This is a genomic window from Oerskovia sp. PE-21s, assembly GCF_056158145.1.
On record NZ_JBUXJM010000005.1, the window covers coordinates 106,088 to 121,883 of the forward strand.

13 protein-coding genes are annotated in these 15,796 nt (G+C 71.7%); 11 read left to right on the top strand and 2 right to left on the bottom strand.

The genetic code is table 11. The annotated features are described in order from the left end of the window. The first annotated feature begins 120 nt into the window (after positions 1–120). Together ACZDYF_RS11565 and ACZDYF_RS11570 are read left to right on the top strand one after the other, a co-directional pair. Positions 121–1,596 carry an ABC transporter permease gene (locus ACZDYF_RS11565; protein WP_475056740.1) on the top strand — a complete coding sequence of 492 codons (1,476 nt, stop codon included), beginning with the start codon at positions 121–123 and terminating at the stop codon, positions 1,594–1,596. Next, complete coding sequence (locus ACZDYF_RS11570) at positions 1,593–2,684, top strand: ABC transporter permease (protein ID WP_191788798.1); 1,092 nt, start codon at positions 1,593–1,595, stop codon at positions 2,682–2,684. The genes ACZDYF_RS11565 and ACZDYF_RS11570 overlap by 4 nt, the downstream gene beginning before the upstream one ends. A 67-nt stretch (positions 2,685–2,751) precedes the next feature. On the opposite strand, the gene ACZDYF_RS11575 is transcribed toward ACZDYF_RS11570, so the two are convergent. Continuing rightward, positions 2,752–3,342, bottom strand: coding sequence for a PH domain-containing protein (locus ACZDYF_RS11575; RefSeq protein ID WP_191788799.1), 591 nt, complete (start codon positions 3,340–3,342; stop codon positions 2,752–2,754). An 86-nt stretch (positions 3,343–3,428) separates the two neighbouring features. Between ACZDYF_RS11575 and ACZDYF_RS11580 the strand changes: the two genes are divergently transcribed. From ACZDYF_RS11580 to ACZDYF_RS11620, 9 genes are all read left to right on the top strand, one after another. Continuing rightward, positions 3,429–5,234 (top strand): ABC transporter ATP-binding protein, encoded by a 1,806-nt coding sequence (locus ACZDYF_RS11580; protein WP_191788800.1) that lies wholly within the window; start codon positions 3,429–3,431, stop codon positions 5,232–5,234. A 240-nt stretch (positions 5,235–5,474) separates the two neighbouring features. Beyond that, a complete protein-coding gene (gene typA / locus ACZDYF_RS11585) occupies positions 5,475–7,385 on the top strand; it encodes a translational GTPase TypA (RefSeq protein WP_191788801.1) in 1,911 nt (636 codons plus the stop codon). 100 nt (positions 7,386–7,485) lie between these two features. After that, the gene (locus tag ACZDYF_RS11590) at positions 7,486–8,583 is read left to right on the top strand and encodes a PIG-L family deacetylase (protein ID WP_475056744.1); all 1,098 of its coding nucleotides are present in this window, start codon (positions 7,486–7,488) and stop codon (positions 8,581–8,583) included. Then, entirely contained in the window at positions 8,580–9,041 is a 462-nt protein-coding gene (locus ACZDYF_RS11595; RefSeq protein WP_475056746.1) for a DUF6113 family protein, read from the top strand. Before ACZDYF_RS11590 ends, ACZDYF_RS11595 begins: the two co-directional genes overlap by 4 nt. An 81-nt stretch (positions 9,042–9,122) precedes the next feature. Continuing rightward, on the top strand, positions 9,123–11,714 hold the full coding sequence (locus ACZDYF_RS11600) for a VanW family protein (RefSeq protein WP_475056748.1): 2,592 nt from the start codon (positions 9,123–9,125) through the stop codon (positions 11,712–11,714). A 279-nt stretch (positions 11,715–11,993) separates the two neighbouring features. Beyond that, on the top strand, positions 11,994–12,881 hold the full coding sequence (locus ACZDYF_RS11605; protein WP_475056750.1) for a hypothetical protein: 888 nt from the start codon (positions 11,994–11,996) through the stop codon (positions 12,879–12,881). Then, positions 12,878–13,900, top strand: a complete 1,023-nt coding sequence (locus ACZDYF_RS11610; protein ID WP_475056754.1) for a prephenate dehydratase — start codon at positions 12,878–12,880, stop codon at positions 13,898–13,900. The genes ACZDYF_RS11605 and ACZDYF_RS11610 overlap by 4 nt, the downstream gene beginning before the upstream one ends. Further along, positions 13,897–14,961: a prephenate dehydrogenase gene (locus ACZDYF_RS11615; protein WP_475056758.1), complete on the top strand. Its 1,065-nt coding sequence runs from the start codon at positions 13,897–13,899 to the stop codon at positions 14,959–14,961. Before ACZDYF_RS11610 ends, ACZDYF_RS11615 begins: the two co-directional genes overlap by 4 nt. Before the next feature lie 61 nt (positions 14,962–15,022). Next, entirely contained in the window at positions 15,023–15,424 is a 402-nt protein-coding gene (locus tag ACZDYF_RS11620; RefSeq protein WP_204809553.1) for a RidA family protein, read from the top strand. 5 nt (positions 15,425–15,429) lie between these two features. On the opposite strand, the gene ACZDYF_RS11625 is transcribed toward ACZDYF_RS11620, so the two are convergent. After that, positions 15,430–15,759 carry a hypothetical protein gene (locus ACZDYF_RS11625; protein WP_475056763.1) on the bottom strand — a complete coding sequence of 110 codons (330 nt, stop codon included), beginning with the start codon at positions 15,757–15,759 and terminating at the stop codon, positions 15,430–15,432. Positions 15,760–15,796 lie beyond the last annotated feature (37 nt).

A 15,796-nucleotide genomic window follows, 5' to 3' on the forward strand; every position in this document is an offset into this window, starting at 1 on the left:
CTGCCAGGCCGCGGAATAGAATGACTCGCTGATCGCGAGTCCTCAGTCGTCTGCGAGGTTTATCCCAACGTGTTGACGTTCATTACGCGCCGCCTTCTGGCCGGCATAGCCACTCTGTTCGTGGCCATCTTCTTGATGTACCTCCTGGTCGATCTGGCGATCGACCCCTTGGCCGACCTCCGGGAGTACCGCGGAGCGGACAAGGCGGCCCGCATCGCCGCACGCGAGGACATGCTCAACCTCGACACCAACGTCGTGGTGCGCTTCTTCCAGTGGCTCGGCCACGCCTTCCAGGGAGACTTCGGCATCGCCTGGCGCTCCGGGCAGGACGTCGGCACGATGGTCTCGCACGCGATCGGCTCGACCCTCCAGCTCGTGACGGCCGCCACGGTCCTGTCGCTGATCCTCGGTGTCTCGGTCGGTATCGTCAGCGCCCTGCGCCAGTACGCGACGTTCGACTACCTGATCATCTTCCTGTCCTTCCTGCTCTACTCGCTGCCCTCGTTCTGGGTCGCCGTCCTCCTCAAGCAGTGGGGGGCCATCGGGTTCAACGACTTCCTCGCGGACCCGGCCCTGTCGATACCGGTCCTGATCGTCGTCGCGGCGCTCATGGGCCTGCTGTGGGTGCTCGCGATCGGCGGTTCGGTCAAGCGCAGGCTGCAGACCTTCGGCCTGGCCTTCGCGGCCACGCTCGGCGTCATGCTCTACGTCCAGCTCACCGACTGGTGGTCCAGGCCGCAGCTGGGCCCCGTGCTGATCGCCATCACCGGTGTCGGCTTCGCGTTCGCGCTGACCGCGCTCTCCGCGGGCCTGCGCAACCGCCGCGCCCTCTACACGGCGCTCGCGACCGTGGCCATCGGCGTGGCCCTCTACTACCCGCTCCAGGGCTTCTTCAGCGCGGTCACCCCGTCGCACCTCATGATGTTCGGCCTCGCGCTCGTCGCGATCGGCGTGGGCGTCCTGGTCGGCTTCCTGTTCCGCGGACCCGACTGGGGTGTCTCCGCGCGGACCGGCGGGATCACGGCGTTCGTGGTCGCGGCCATGATCTACGTCGACCGTGTCATGCAGGTCTGGCCCGCGTACGTGAACTCGAACGCGATCAACGGCCGTCCCATCGCGACGTTCGGTGACCGGACCCCGAACCTCGGCGGCAACTACTGGGTCCAGGTCCTCGACCAGTACACGCACCTGCTGCTGCCGACCCTGACGCTGATCCTGGTCGCCTTCGCGGGGTACACGCGCTACTCGCGCTCGAGCATGCTCGAGGTCATGAGCCAGGACTACATCCGCACGGCCCGCGCCAAGGGGCTGAGCGAGCGCACCGTCATCATGCGCCACGGCTTCCGCAACTCGTTGATCCCGCTCGCGACGATCGTCCCGATCGACGTCATCACGCTCATCGGTGGTGCGGTCGTCACGGAGCGGATCTTCAACAGGCCCGGCATGGGCGCGCTCTTCCTCAACTCGCTCCAGGAGGCTGAGATCGAGCCGGTCATGGCCTACCTCCTGATCACCGCTGCGCTCGCGATCATCGCCAACATCGTGGCGGACCTGATCTACGCTGCCCTCGACCCACGAATTCGGGTGAACGCATGAGTACCCCTCAGAACCCCCAGAACGGCGACGACTCGGTCACCATCGAGAACGCGATCGAGCTCAAGGACGTCGAAGGCCTGTCCCAGGGGCAGATCGTCCGCAGCCGGTTCTTCCGGCACAAGGGCGCCATGGTCGGGCTCGCCGTCCTCATCCTCGTCGTGCTGCTCGCCTTCACCTCGGTGGGCTTCGGCCCGGTGCCGGGATGGTGGCCGCAGGGTGCAGGGTCGGGCAAGGTCATCAACTCGGGCGGAGCGCCCACGTTGAGCATGCCCACCTGGCTCGGCGGGTCCGGCTTCGCCATCGGCGAGCACCCGTTCGGTCAGGACGAGAACGGGCACGACATGTTCTACTACGTCATGAAGGGCACCCAGACCTCTCTCGGGGTCATGTTCATCATCGGCACGATCGCCTGCGTGCTCGGTGTCCTGATCGGCTCGCTCTCGGGCTTCTTCCGTGGTCGCACGGACGGCGTCCTCATGCGTTTCACCGACCTCGTCATCACGGTCCCGACCATCGTGATCGGTGCCGTCATCGGCAAGATGGCGGGCTCCCTCAGCGCGGCGATCTTCGGTGCCGCGCTCGGCCTGATCCTCTGGCCGAGCCTGGCCCGTCTGGTGCGCGGTGAGTTCCTCAGCCTGCGCGAGCGGGAGTTCGTCGACGCGGCACGCGTCGCGGGCGCGTCCAACTCGCGCATCATCTTCAAGCACATCCTGCCGAACGCGATCGGCGTCATCATCGTCGCGACGACGCTGCTCATGAGCTCGGCGATCCTCCTCGAGACCGCGCTGAGCTACCTGGGCTTCGGGATCGTTGCGCCGGACATCTCGCTCGGCCAGCTCATCAGCCAGTACCAGTCGTCGTTCGCGACGCGGCCCTGGCTGTTCTGGTGGCCCGGTCTGTTCATCGTCGTGATCGCGCTGTGCATCAACTTCATCGGCGACGGTCTGCGCGACGCGTTCGACCCGCGCCAGAAGCGCATCCCCTCGCAGCGCAAGATGGACCGCGCGGCCGGCAGGGCGCACGAGACCACGATCCCGTTGCAGGCCCAGGGCGGCCAGACGGGCATGGCCATGGGTGGCGGGAACTGACATGACCGGCCTCACGCCACCGGTGCCGACGGTCCCCCTCGGGGTGCCGCCGGTACCGGTGGCGTGCTCAGCCGAGCTGCGGCGCGAGCACCCCGAGGACCGTGAGCGCCACGAGGCCGGCGACGGTCGCGAGGTGCCACGTCGTACGGGGCGCGAGACCGTGGTCGTCGCCGTCCAGGTAGCCGGCCGATCGGAGCGCCTCGTAGCGTTCGCCGATCACCAGGGCCACCGCGTCGGCGTTGGCGCCGCTGACCAGCCGGTCGCCGACCATGCCCTTGGTGGGGTCGACCGTGCGGGGGTTGCGCAGCCTCGCCACGGAGCCGCTGCTCGCGGGTGCGGCCCACGCCGTGAAGGTGCCTCTCGTCGTCGTCACCTTGAGCGCGAGGTGCGAGTCCACGCTCCGGAAGGTGGGCCACGGGACGTGCACCGTGCGCAGCACGTTGCGCAGCACGATCTCGCCGTCGCTCACCTGGACCTCGGGGTACCAGAAGAGCGCCCAGACGACCAGCACCGCCAGCAGCGGCCACGCGCCGTAGCGCAGTACTTCTTCGACGCCCCCCGACGTCGCGAGGCTGACCAGGGTGACGAGCGCGACCAGCGCCGCGGCACCGGTCAGTATCCGGCCGTACGTCGACCTGAAAACGTGTGTGGGTCCCATGGGCCCATACTCCCAGAGATGCAGACATCGACCGGAGCGCTGACCAGCGCCGACGTCCGTCGCATACAGGAAGGATCCTGATACCTGTGGCAATCGAGACAGCACCCCAGGCGGCACCGGCGCCCACCGGCGAACCCGTGCTGACCGTCCGTGACCTCGGCGTCGACTTCTACGTCGACGGCGAGTGGTTCCCCGCTGCGTCCGGCGTCAGCTACGACGTCCACCCGGGCGAGGTGCTCGCGATCGTGGGCGAGTCCGGCTCGGGCAAGACGCAGTCGTCGATGTCCCTCATCGGTCTGCTCCCGCCGAACGGCCGGGCGACCGGTAGCGCGAAGCTCGGCGACCGTGAGCTCATCGGGATGTCCACGAGCAAGCTCCGCCACATCCGTGGCAAGGAGATCTCGGTGATCTTCCAGGAGCCCATGACGGCGCTCAACCCGGTGTACACCGTCGGGTTCCAGATCGTCGAGACGCTCCGCACGCACTTCGACATGGGTCCCAAGGACGCCAAGAAGCGCGCGATCGAGCTGCTCACGCTCGTGGAGATCCCCGAGCCCGAGCGCCGGTTCGACTCCTACCCGCACCAGCTCTCGGGCGGTCAGCGCCAGCGCGCCATGATCGCGCAGGCGCTGGCGTGCGACCCGCGCCTGCTCATCGCCGACGAGCCGACCACGGCCCTCGACGTGACGGTCCAGGCCGAGATCCTCAAGCTCATGCGCGACCTACGTCACCGCATCGACTCGGGCATCATCCTCATCACCCACGACATGGGTGTCGTCGCCGACATGGCGGACCGCATCCTCGTCATGAAGAACGGCCTGGTCGTGGAGGAGGGGACTGCGGCGCAGATCTTCTCCTCGCCCCAGCACCCCTACACGCAGCGGCTGCTGGACGCGGTCCCGCACCTCGGCACCGCGCGCGCCGAGGTCGTCGAGCCGGCGCAGGCCGTCGTCGACGAGCGTCCGGTCGTGCTCGAGGCCAAGGACATGGTCATCGAGTACCCGGGCCGTGGCCGTGCACCGGGCTTCCGCGCGGTGGACCAGGTCAACCTGACGATCCGCCAGGGCGAGGTCGTCGGGCTCGTGGGCGAGTCGGGCTCGGGCAAGACGACGATCGGTCGTGCCGCGGTGGGCCTCCTGCCCGTCACGGGCGGCGAGCTGACGATCGTCGGCCAGAACATGGTGGGGGCGCGCGCTCGCGACCTGCGTCCGCTGCGCAACCAGGTCGGGATCGTCTTCCAGGACCCGGGGTCGTCGCTCAACCCGCGCCTGCCGATCGGTGAGTCGATCGGCGAGCCCCTCATGCTCCACAAGGGCATCAAGGGCAAGGCGCTGAGCACCGAGGTCGAGCGCCTGCTCGACCAGGTCGAGCTGCCGCGGGCCATGCGCAACCGCTACCCGCACGAGCTCTCCGGTGGTCAGCGTCAGCGCGTGGGCATCGCCCGTGCACTCTCGCTCGAGCCCAAGCTGCTGGTCGCGGACGAGCCCACGTCGGCGCTCGACGTGTCGGTCCAGGCCAAGGTCCTCGACCTGTTCCAGGACCTGCAGCGCGAGCACGGCTTCGCGTGCCTGTTCATCTCGCACGACCTCGCGGTCGTCGAGATCCTGTCCGACCGGATCGCGGTGATGCACCACGGCAAGCTGGTCGAGGTCGGGGACACGGCGCAGGTCGTGAACTCCCCGCGGGACGACTACACGCGTCGTCTTCTCGCCGCGGTGCCCGTCCCGGACCCGGAGCAGCAGCGCGTGCGTCGCGAGGCCCGCGACCTCCTGCTCGTCAACGAGGCGAAGGACATCGCCAGGGACGAGGCGAACGAGGTCGACGCGCTCCTGCGCTCGCAGGCGGACCGCCGCGAGAACATCGAGGGCGACCGCATCCCGCAGCAGCCCTGACGTCCGCAGCACGGGTGAGATGCCCGACGACGGCACCCGCCGTCGTCGGGCATCTCGCGTCTGGGGAGCGTGACGAGCGGGTGTGACGGAGCACCCTCTCCACGCACTGGCTGCCACCCGGTAAGATAGCCGTGCCCGGACGACGGCGCGCGCGTGCTCTGCGCGGGCGGCGCCCGTCCGCCGGCCACCAACTCGGGCGGAATCCTCCGTCGCTCGCTCCTCTCCCGAAATGAGTTCTGTATGTCTGTGCGCTCTGACCTGCGCAACGTGGCGATCGTCGCCCACGTCGACCACGGCAAGACGACCCTCGTCGACGCGATGCTGCACCAGTCCGGCGCCTTCGGCGCTCACGCGCACGTCGACGAGCGGGCCATGGACTCCGGTGACCTGGAGCGCGAGAAGGGCATCACGATCCTCGCGAAGAACACCGCCGTGCACTACGCCGGTCCCGCAGCGATCGCTGCCGGTCAGCCCGACGGCATCACGATCAACGTGATCGACACCCCGGGCCACGCCGACTTCGGTGGCGAGGTCGAGCGCGGCCTGTCCATGGTCGACGGTGTCGTGCTCCTGGTCGACGCGTCGGAGGGCCCGCTGCCCCAGACGCGCTTCGTGCTGCGCAAGGCGCTCGTCGCCAAGCTGCCCGTGATCCTCGTGGTCAACAAGACGGACCGCCCCGACTCGCGCATCGAGGAGGTCGTCGCCGAGGCGACCGACCTGCTGCTGGGACTCGCGAGCGACCTCGCCGACGAGGTCCCCGACCTCGACCTCGACGCGATCCTCGACATGCCCGTCGTCTACGCCGCGGCCAAGGTCGGGCGCGCCTCGACGGAGCAGCCCGCAGACGGCTCGGTCCCCGACAGCGAGAACCTCGAGCCCCTGTTCAAGGTCATCCTCGACAAGATCCCGGCCCCCACGTACGAGGAGGGCGCGCCGCTCCAGGCTCACGTCACCAACCTCGACGCGTCGCCGTTCCTCGGCCGCCTCGCGCTGCTGCGCATCTTCAACGGCACCATCCACAAGGGCCAGACCGTGGCGTGGGCCCGTGCCGACGGCACGATGCAGAACGTCAAGATCACCGAGCTGCTCGAGACCAAGGCGCTCACCCGCGTGCCCACCGACTCGGCGGGCCCCGGCGAGATCGTCGCGGTCGCCGGCATCGAGGACATCACCATCGGTGAGACCCTCACGGACCCCGACGACCCGCGTCCGCTGCCGCTCATCACGGTCGACGACCCGGCCATCTCGATGACGATCGGTATCAACACCTCGCCGCTCGCGGGCAAGGGTGGCAAGGGCCACAAGGTCACGGCCCGCCAGGTCAAGGACCGCCTCGACAAGGAGCTCATCGGCAACGTGTCGCTGCGCGTCCTGCCGACCGAGCGTCCCGACGCGTGGGAGGTCCAGGGTCGTGGTGAGCTGGCGCTCGCCATCCTCGTCGAGCAGATGCGGCGTGAGGGCTTCGAGCTGACCGTGGGCAAGCCCCAGGTCGTCACCAAGCAGGTCGACGGCAAGCGCCACGAGCCCATGGAGCGCATGACGATCGACGTCCCCGAGGAGTACCTGGGGAACGTCACGCAGCTCCTCGCGCAGCGCAAGGGCCGCATGGAGACCATGTCGAACCACGGCACGGGCTGGGTCCGCATGGAGTTCGTCGTCCCGGCGCGTGGCCTGATCGGCTTCCGCACCCGCTTCCTCACGGACACGCGCGGTACCGGCATCGCTTCCTCGATCGCAGAGGGCTACGAGCCGTGGGCCGGCCCGATCGAGACCCGTGTGAACGGTTCGCTCGTCGCCGACCGTGCGGGCGTCGTGACGCCGTTCGCGATGATCAACCTGCAGGAGCGCGGCTCCTTCTTCGTCGACCCCACCCAGGAGGTCTACGAGGGCATGATCGTCGGCGAGAACTCGCGCAACGAGGACATGGACGTCAACATCACGAAGGAGAAGAAGCTCACCAACATGCGTGCGGCGTCTTCCGACACCTTCGAGAACCTGACGCCCCCGAAGCACCTGACGCTCGAGGAGTCGCTCGAGTTCGCCCGCGAGGACGAGTGCGTCGAGGTCACCCCCGAGGTCGTGCGCATCCGCAAGGTCATCCTCGACCAGACCGAGCGCGCCCGCGCGTTCTCCCGCGCGAAGAAGTCCTGACCTCGTCAGGACGGCGCAACCCCTGAGTACGCAGCCCGTGCCGCCGGTCCTCGTGACCGGCGGCACGGGCTCCGCACTACCTGCCCCCTCTGGAGGACGCATGAGGTCCGAACCGGTCCAGCCCCGTGGTGGGCTGCTCGCCGTGCACGCGCACCCCGACGACGAGACCCTCGCGACCGGGGCTCTGCTCGCGACGTGGGCCGCGGCGGGGGAGCCGGTCACGCTCGTGACCTGCACCCGTGGTGAGCAGGGCGAGGTCATCGGCGCCGACCTCGCGCACCTCGAAGGGGACGGCCCCGCTCTGGCGGCACATCGCGAGGGCGAGCTCGCCGCCGCGCTGGCCGCACTGGGGGTGCGGGACCACGTGTTCCTGGACCAGGTCCCGCCGAGCGGTTCCACCGGCACCCCGGGGCGCGGGTCGGCAGTGGCCTACCGCGACTCGGGCATGGCCTGGGCCGCTCCCGGGATCGCCCGCGCGGCGGCCGAGGCCGATCTCCCGGACGGCGCGCTCGTCGGCGTCCCGCTCGACGAGGCGGCTGACCGGTTGGCCCGCGTCCTGCGCGAGCGCCGGCCCCGCGTCGTCGTGACGTACGAGCCGTCGGGCGGCTACGGGCACCCGGACCACGTCCGGGCGCACGAGGTCACGGTCCGGGCGATCGAGCTCGCCGCGAGTGACGAGCACGCCCCCGGGGCCGACGACGGCGCACCGTCCCGTGCGCGGGTGCTCGCGGTCGACGGCGAGGAGCGAGGGCCGGAGCTGTGGCAGTCGGTCGTGCCCACCGGGGTGGCCCGCGCCGCCCGACGGGAGCTGGCCGACCTCGCGGGGGTGCGCGCCCTGCTCGCCGAGCACCCGGAGCTCACCCTGCCGGACCCGTACGAGGAGCTGCCCCCTGTGGCGAAGGACGACCTCGAGGACGTCGTGGTCGTCGAGGTGGCGCCCGTGCTCGATGCCGTGACCGGTGCCTTGCGCGCCCACGCGACGCAGGTCCAGCACGTCGGGACCGTGCCCGTCGACGAGGTGCGGGACGCGGGCGCGCACGAGCGGTCCGCAGGTGTGCTCGGGTGGTACGCGCTGAGCAACGACGTCCTTGCCGCCCTTCCTTCACGCGAGTTCTACACCGTGACCCCGGAGTCTGCGGGACCTCCCCGCAGGTTCACGGGAAATGACCAGACAGGACCAGTAGCGTGGACCCAGTGAAGACGACCGGAGCCCGCACGATCGGGCGCGCGCTGCTGTGCCTCGTGCTCGGCCTCGTCGTGGGCGCCGTGGGCACGGTGATGCACCGTGTCGTGGTGACGGACCACCTGCTGCCCGTCGGGATCGTGGTGGCGCTGCTCGCGGTCCTCTCCGGGGGAGTCCTCGCGAGGGCGTGGACCTCCTGGGGCGGAGTCGTCGGCTACGGGATCGGCTGGGTCGTCGCGGTGCAGGTCCTCGCGTCCAAGGGACCGGGTGGAGACCTGCTGGTGCCGAACCAGACCGTCGGGCTCGTATGGGTCTACGGCGGCATGGCCGTCATCGCGATCGCCGCCTTCCTGCCGTGGTCCTGGTTCAGCGACCGACCGCTGCGGCCGGCGGGCGCCGGCCCGTCCGCCGGGCAGATCGTCACCGGATCTTCACGCCGGAGACCGACCGGACAGATCGGTACGGACGCATAGAATTGCCCCCCGCGGGCAGTCCGCACCACCCTCCTTCGTCGCGGCCTTGGCCGCGCGCCAGAACCGTCACGGAGACAGTCGATGGGCCACCCGACCGAGCGTGAGAACGCGCAGGAACCGAGCACGACCGACGAGGTGTCGACCCCGGAGCAGCCGACCGCGGTGACTCCTCCTGAGACCACCGAGCCTGAGGAGGCGCAGGAGGCCGCAGCACAGCCGGTCGCCGAGACGACGCCCACCCTCGGCGCGTCCGCGTCGGGCTCGGGGACGACTTCGCAGGAGCCCGGCGGACAGGCCCCGGCCGCTCCTGCGCCCGCTGCTTCGGAGGCCCCCACGACGGAGCACGTAGCCGGGACCTCGACGGTTCCGGCGGCGGAGCCGCGTCTGCCTTCCTTCGACGACGACGACGACGTGCCGTACTCGCCTCGGGTGTTCGCGTTCGAGGAGCCGGTCGCGGTCCCGGTCGTGGCCGCGGCGCCCCGGTCGCCGCAGGCACCTGACGCGCCGGCCGCGCGACCCGCAGCGACCGAGCCTGCGCCTGCGCCTGCCGATCCTGCGCCTGCTGATCGTGCGTCTGCTGAGCCCGTGGCGGTTCAGCCGCCGAGCGTGCAGACGCCCGCGGCGACGCCCGAGGCTCCGGTCGCGCCGACCGCGACGCCGAGCGCCGATGCCCGGTCCACGCAGGTCATGCCGCCCGTCGCCGCGGACGTCGAGCCGCCCGTGCCCACCCGACCCGGGGCGCAGCCGGACACGAGCGCCCCGTTCGCGCCGGTGACGTCGGCGTGGACGAGCGCTGCGACGTCGGGCGCGGCGAGCACCGCGGCCCAGGAGACGCCTGCCCAGGAGACCCAGGAGGCGCCTGCCCAGGAGACCCCTGCGCCGCCCGCGCGCACGTCGATCGCGTCGGCGTTCTCCCCGGTGGGTGCACCCGAGGTGACGCCCGGCGGTCCGGCGGACGGTGGGCCGACGGACGGCGGTTCGCCGCTCGACGGCATCTCGGGCGACAAGGCGCCCAGCCGTCTGCCCAAGGTGGCGCTGTGGGCGGGGATCGGGGTCGTGGTCCTCGGCGGCCTCTACACGGGGGCCCAGTGGTTCTACTCCGACAAGGTCCCGACCGAGACCACCGTGGCCGGGGTGGCCGTGGGAGGCCTCGACACGAAGAGCGCTGCCGCGGCCCTCGAGAAGGGCATCGGTCCGCGTGCCGCAGAGCCGATCACGCTCCAGGCCGGGGCCTCCACGACGACGCTCGACCCGGCGGCTGCCGGGCTCGCGTTCGACGCACAGGCGACCGCCGACGAGCTCACGTCGTTCTCGATGAGCCCGGTGCGACTCTGGAAGCACGTGTTCGGCGGCGCGGACGAGGAACCCGTCACGACCGTCGACACCGCCAAGCTGGAGGCCCAGGTCACCGAGCTCAAGGCGCGCCTCGCGCTCGAGCCGGTCGACGGGAGCGTGGTCTTCACCGACGGCCAGGCCGTGGCGACGCCCGCGCAGGACGGTTCGGAGATCGTCGAGGACGAGGCGATCGAGATCATCGGCTCGTCGTGGCTGACGGGTCCTGACCCGCTCGACCTCCCGACGACGTCGGAGGCGCCGGCGGTCACGCAGGAGGAGACGGACGCGGCGCTCGCCCAGGCGCAGAGCGTGGTCTCCGCCCCTGTCACCGTCGCGGTGGGGGGGCAGGAGGCGGAGCTCACGCCTGAGGTGCTCGCGTCCGCGGCGGCCTTCAACGCGGTCGAAGGAGCCCTTCAGCTCACGTTCGACGGCCCCACGCTGCTCGAGGCGGTCGTCGCGGGGACCGACGACCTGCTCGACGAGGCGGCTGACGCGAAGTTCGTCTTCGTCAACGGTGCGCCCGTCATCGAGGGCGGGTCCCCGGGCACCACGATCGACCCGGCCGCCCTGAGCTCCGCGGTCGCGACGGCAGCCCTCGGCACCGAGCGGACGGCGACCGTCGAGCTCACGCAGTCGGACCCCGCCCAGTCGGTGGCCGCGCTCGAGGCGCTCGGTGTCAAGGAGAAGATCTCCGAGTTCTCGACCCCCCTGACGAACGACTCGCTGCGCACCGAGAACCTGCGCGTCGGGGCGAGCAAGGTCAACGGCACCCTGGTCAAGCCCGGGGAGACGTTCTCGCTGGTCGAGACGCTGTCCCCGATCACGACGGCGGGCGGCTACCACTCCTCGGGCATCGTGCAGGACGGCAAGCACGTGGAGGGGATCGGCGGCGGTCTCTCGCAGATGGCGACCACGACCTACAACGCGGGCTTCTTCGCCGGGCTCGACGACGTCGAGCACCGCCAGCACAGCTACTGGTTCACCCGGTACCCGGCGGGCCGTGAAGCCACGATCTTCGTCGGGTCGATCGACATGAAGTTCAAGAACGACACGCCCTACGGTGTCCTCATGCAGTCGTGGGTGGCCGGCGGCCAGCTGCACGTGGCGGTCTGGAGCACCAAGCACTACGAGGTGCAGACGTCGTCGAGCGGGCAGCAGAACATCGTCCAGCCGACCACGGTCACGCACACCGGCGCGGACTGCGTGCCCCAGCCCATGGGCAACCCGGGCTTCTCGGTCACGACCTACCGCAAGGTGCTGCTCAACGGGCAGGTCGTGAAGGACGAGAAGGACACCTGGCGCTACAAGCCGGACAACCAGGTGGTCTGCGCGCCCTGAGGTCGCGTCGTCGCGGGACGTGCGGCTCGTGGCTCCGCCTCCACGCGGGGCCCCGCGACCACCTCGAGACCACGAGCGGGTCGGGACCGAGAGGTCCCGGCCCGCTCCGTCGTCGGTACGGCGGGCGCCGGGTCAGGGCGGCGCCCCGACGCCTCGACGACCTGCGTCTCAGCGGGGCGCACGCCCCCCGTCCGGGCCGGGCCGCGCGGCTAGACTGCTCGTCGGACGCTGACAGGCGCCGCGCACGCGCGGCCACCGTGAGAGGGGCGAGGACACTCGATGCTCGGACGTAGTGAACGCGAGTCGGGGGCCCACGCACGGCTCGCCGCGCAGATCGCGAAGTGGCACGGAGCGGACGGTTGGCCCGCGGGCACGGGGGCCGACGACCTGCTGGACCTGGGGTCCACCTCGACGACGCTCGCGACGGTGGCGAGCATCGACGACCTGGCCGCGGTCGTGCACATCGGGCACCCGGCGCAGCCGTCCCACGACCTCGAGCGAGCGCTGCTCGCCGCGGCGCCGTCCTTGGTCATCACGTCCGCCGTCGCCGTGCCCGCGCAGTGGGTGTGGGCCGGCCGACCGGGCCAGTCCACCGGGAGCGTCGTCGTCGACGAGGCGGGCATGCGCGACTGCCGCCACGTCCTGCGCACGCTGGGGGCCAACCCTCGCCTCGTCCCGTCGCGCACGGCGCTCGAGGAGCGGATCGCCCTGGCGGGGCCCAGCGGGACTCTCGTCGTGGAGCGCTCGGAGATCCCCGCGGGGTGGGAGGAGATCCCCGGCAGCGAGCGGCTGAGCGAGGGTGCGCCGATCTGGTACGGCCTGGTCGAGGCCCGCCGTCCCGCACCGGAGTTCGCGGGAGAGGCGCAGGTGTGGTTCGCGTTCGGCCCGCGCGACGACCACCGTGGCTCGCTCCAGCAGACCCTGGCGGTCGTCGCGGAGAGCGGCATCGACATGCAGCACCTGCGCAGCCACCGTTCGTCGGCGGGCCCGCACATCTTCTTCTCCTCGTTCTCGTGCCCCGACGCCTCGGTGCTGACGGGCCTCATCGCGGAGCTCGCGTCGCGCGACGTCGCCCACCGGGTGCTCGCGGTCCTCCCGGGCCGCGAGTTCGTCCCCGGCCCCGACGCCCTGGCGCCGCAGTGGGCACCGGAGCGCGTGGGCTCGTGACCAGGGTCGGCTACCTCGGGCCGGAGGGGACGTTCACGCACCAGGCGGCGGTCCGGTGGGCGCGCGCGCAGGCGTCGGCGGGCCCGACGGCGTCGTCCGCCTCTGGCTCGGCGCGCACCGGCGAGCCCGTGGTCGCCGGCGACGCCGGTGGCGCTGCAGGGTTCGAGCTCGTCGCGGCCCTGACCGTGACGGACGTCTACGCGGGTGTCGCGGCGGGCGAGTTCGACCACGGGATCGTCGCGATCGAGAACTCGGTCGAGGGCTACGTGGTGCCCTCGCTCGACGCGATCGTGGGCAGCGAGGACGTCGCGGCGATCGACGAGGTGGTCCTGGAGATCACGTTCGACGCGTTCGTCCGGCCGGGGCACGGCGAGCTGACCGAGGTCACGGCTCACCCTCACGGCCTGGCCCAGTGCCAGGGCTTCGTGGTGCGCTCTGGCGCCGTGCCCGTCCCGTCGTCGTCCAACGCGGCGGCGTGCCGGGACGCGACCGAGCACCAGATCGCGATCGGCCCCGCCATCTGCGGCGAGCTGTACGGTCTCGACCTGCTCAAGGCAGGTGTCGAGGACTTCCGCGGCGCGCGCACCCGGTTCCTCGCGATCGTCCGGCGCGACCGGGCGCGGGCGACGCTCGCCGCCGCGCGGGCGGGCGAGGGGGCGGCGCAGTGGCGCACCATGCTCGCGCTAACGCCGCACCTCACGGGTCCGGGCGTGCTGGCGAGGATCACGCAGGCGTTCGGCGAGGGGGGAGTGAACCTGTCGAGCCTCATCACGCGTCCGCTCAAGGCGCTCGAGGGCAGGTACGTGTTCGTCCTGACGGTCGACGCGGCCCCCTGGGAGCCGGCCGTGCGCAAGGTACTCGACGGGCTGCTCCGGGCGGGGGACTCGGTCAAGACGCTCGGGGTCTTCCCGGCGCGCGGGGAGCTCGACGAGGCGTTGTCCTCCGACCACGTCCCGGTGGGCTCGGTCCGGGCCGGCGCCTTGGCCGACGAGCTCGACCGAGGTCTGCTGTGGGCGTGAGGCAGGACGGGGGAGCGCACCGCGCCGGCCCTCGGACGGTCGCGGTCCTGGGGCTGGGGCTCATCGGGGGTTCCCTGGCTCGGCGCCTGGCGCGCGAGGGCGTGACGGTCACGGGGTACGACGCCTCTCCGGAGACCCGCGCGCAGGCCGAGGAAGCGGGTATCGCGGTGGTGCAGGACGTCGGGTCGCTGTGCGGCTCGGCGCCGGAGGTCCTGGTCCTCGCGGTACCGCTGCGGGCCATGCGCCCCGTGGCCACCGAGGTCGCCCGGCACCTGGCCCCGACCACCGTCGTCACGGACGTCGGGTCGGTCAAGGGGCCCGTGCGTGACGTCCTGGAGGGATGCGGCCTGGGGGAGCGGTACGTCGGTGCGCACCCCATGGCAGGGACCGAGGAGTCGGGCTTCGCCGCCTCGTCGGCCGAGCTGCTGGACGGTGCCCGGTGGGCCGTGACGGTCACCGGCGCGACCCGACCCGACCGGCTCGCGAGCGTGCTCGCGCTCGTGACGGGCGACGCGGGCGGCTGCGCCTTCGTGCTGACCGACGACGTGCACGACGAGGCCGCGGCGCTCGTCAGCCACGTCCCGCACGCGTTCGCGATCGAGCTGCTCAACCTCGTGTCGGCCGCCCCCGTCCGGGAGGTGGCGCTCGCGCTGGCTGCGGGGAGCTTCCGGGACGGGACCCGCGTGGGCCGGACCGACCCGCGCCGGACCGAGGCCATGCTCACGGAGAACGCCGGCTGGGTCGCCCCGGCGCTCCGGCTCGCGGCGCGCGACCTCGAGGCGCTCGCGACCGCGCTCGAGGCCAACGCCGCCACGGCCGAGTTCTTCGACCGGGCCGACGACGTCCGGGCGACGTGGCGGCCGCAGGGCGCTGCCGCCGTCGGGCCTGCCGCCGTCGGGCCTGCCGCCGTCGGCCCTGCCGCCCTGCCCGTCGTGCCCGCCGTCGAGAAGCTGTCGGTCGACCTCGGGGACCCCGACTGGTTCTCCGAGCTCGTCGAGCTCTGCCTCGCAGGCTGGGTCGTCGTCGCGGTGCACGGCACCCTGCTGGAGCTGGGCCGCTAGTCCCGCGGTACGGCGTGCGCGCGGCGTGCGGGTGTGGGTGGGCAGTGGAACCGTGGAGGTCATGGAGATCACACGGATTCAGCCGGCCGGCCTCGTCGTGAGCCCGGCGTTCAGCCATGTCGCGATCGTCCCACCGGGCGCCACGACGATCTACGTCGGCGGCCAGAACGGCGTCGACGACACGGGGGCGGTCGTCTCGGACGACGTCGCCGAGCAGTCTGTCCGGACCATCGACAACGTGACCGTCGCCCTCGAGGCGGCGGGGGCCACGCTCGCCGACGTCGTGCAGTGGACCGTGCTGCTGGTCGAGGACGCGGACCTGGGCGCGGCCTACGGCGCGATCGCGCCACGGCTCGCCGGGCCGGGGGTGCCGCCGCTCGTCACGGCCGCGCGCGTCGCGGGCCTGGGCGTGCCGGGTGCGCTGGTCGAGGTGAGCGCGATCGCGGCGGTCGTCCCCGCCTGAGACGGTCAGTCGACCGGCTGGCGCGGCAGCCTGCGCGGGGGCCGGGGCGGGATCCGCTTGGCGGCGACGAGCTGCTCGGCGGGGATCCTCACCTCGACCGACCCGGAGGATCCGCCCGCGTCCGTGCGCAGGGTGATCGAGGCGCCGGGAGACACCGAGACGACGATCCCGATCACGTCGGTCACCGACTGCCCCTCACCGGTCGCGGGGTCCTGGGTGGCGCGCGCCTCGTCCGGCGTGAGTCGTCGCCGGACCACGACGCGGGCGCCCGGGGGCCATGCGGCCCACTGCGGGTCGAGCGCCGGGCGCGGGGTGGAGTTCATGGTCGTGGTCACGCTCTCTTCGTCCGCCGATGGCCGGGATGCCCCGTTC